Source organism: Amycolatopsis minnesotensis (genome assembly GCF_039529815.1).
In the GTDB taxonomy this organism is placed as follows: domain Bacteria; phylum Actinomycetota; class Actinomycetes; order Mycobacteriales; family Pseudonocardiaceae; genus Amycolatopsis; species Amycolatopsis minnesotensis.
The window spans coordinates 1-1449 of the sequence record NZ_BAAANN010000120.1; the positions used below are offsets into that span (position 1 = coordinate 1).

General features: G+C 74.0%; 2 protein-coding genes. Both read right to left on the reverse strand.

The genetic code is table 11. The features are described from left to right. Positions 1 to 260: 260 nt before the first annotated feature. Complete coding sequence (locus ABD256_RS44080) at positions 261 to 1076, reverse strand: DUF1206 domain-containing protein (RefSeq protein WP_344432385.1); 816 nt, start codon at positions 1074 to 1076, stop codon at positions 261 to 263. 72 nt (positions 1077 to 1148) lie between these two features. After that, positions 1149 to 1334 carry a PLDc N-terminal domain-containing protein gene (locus tag ABD256_RS44085; RefSeq protein ID WP_344432386.1) on the reverse strand — a complete coding sequence of 62 codons (186 nt, stop codon included), beginning with the start codon at positions 1332 to 1334 and terminating at the stop codon, positions 1149 to 1151. Positions 1335 to 1449 lie beyond the last annotated feature (115 nt).

Sequence of the window (1449 nt, forward strand, 5' to 3'; positions counted from 1 at the left end):
CGAGACGCTCCCCGCCGCGCGGGGCGCGTCGGCTCGCCGGTGGGTGGCTGGGTTGGGAGTGACCGCGCCTTCGGCGCGGGCCTCGCGGCACTCGGGGGTAGGCGGGCGAGTGGACCTTTCGTAGGCGCGCGAAGTGGGGGTGGGGGTGGGGGTGGGTCGCGGAGTGCAGTTCGCGGGCTAAACGTCGCGGGCGGGCGGGGCTGAGGTGGGGGCGGCTGGTGCAGTTCGCGGGCTAAACGTCGTGGGTGGGGGCCTTGCTTTTAGCGCTTGTGGGCCCAGGCCGCGGCGAAGCAGTAGGCGCCGAACGCCGCGAGCCCCAGCGCCACCACGGTCAGCAGCACGACGCCGAAGGGCTGGGCGGCGAGCGTCTTCAGCGCGGCGTCCAGCCCGCCCGCCTGGTTCGCGTCGGCGTTGAACCCGGCGTAGCCCAGCAGGATCGCGGTCACGGCGAAGACGACACCCTTGGCGAGGTACCCGGTGGTGCCGAGCCAGCCGACCCAGCGCTTCCTCTTCCCCGGCAACCCGGTGGCGTCGAGGTCCTCGAGGAAGGTCTGGCGCACGCCCTTGACCCCGGCGGCGACGGCGACCGCGAGCACGGCCACCGCGGCGAGCACCACCAGCGCCGGGCCCGCGGGCAGCCGGAGCAGCTCGGCGGTGAACTCCTGCTGCGCCTGGTTGCTCGATCCGCCGCCGCCGGTGCCGGTGGCGAGCCCGAAGGCGCTGACGCCGAGCGCGATCACCACGACCCCGCGGGCACCGGCACCGAGCCGCTTGCGCGTCCGCTTCCCGCCGCTGACCCAGGTGTAGCCGGTGGCGGCCATCAGGAACTGCCACAGCCCGAACGCGACCAGGCCGAGCGCGAGCACCCAGAGCAGCACCTGCCCGAACGCCGTCGAGCCCGCCTCCTGCAGCGCGCCCTTCTGGTCGGCCTGCTCCCCGCCGCCGAACGCCACCCGCAGCGCGAGGTAGGCGAGCAGGAGGTGCACCACGCCGTAACAGGCCATCCCTGCCCTGCCGAGGACGTGCGGAAGGTCGGTCTTCGCGCCTCGTGCGGCCGCGGCCGTCGTCCGGTTCATGCTTCCGGGGTACCCACTCCGGCGCGCGTGCCGCTGGGCCAGGTGGCGCAATTCGCCTCGGCAGCAGGGCGATCAGGCCCGTGGGGGAGCGGTCCGGCGACCCACCACGAACCACAGCAGGCTGCCGAGGAACGGCAGGGAACAGGCCACCAGGAACCACAGGACCTTCGCGCCGCAGCCGATGTCCGCGCCGAGGATGCCGACCAGCGCGGCCAGGAAGAAGAGCAGGAACGCACCGGCCACGGCGATCACGACCACGCTGACGAGCCCGGCACGCCGGGTGTCAGGAGCAGGTGGCGGGGTCGGCGATGACGAGGGGGTCGGTGTCGGCGCGGTGGGTGAAGGGGGTGGTGTCCTGCACGGTGAGTGCGCC

Coding starts and splice junctions, on each gene's coding strand:
- ABD256_RS44080 (WP_344432385.1), bottom strand. CDS start 1,076: ATGAACCGGACGACGGCCGCGGCCGCACGAGGCGCGAAGACCGACCTT.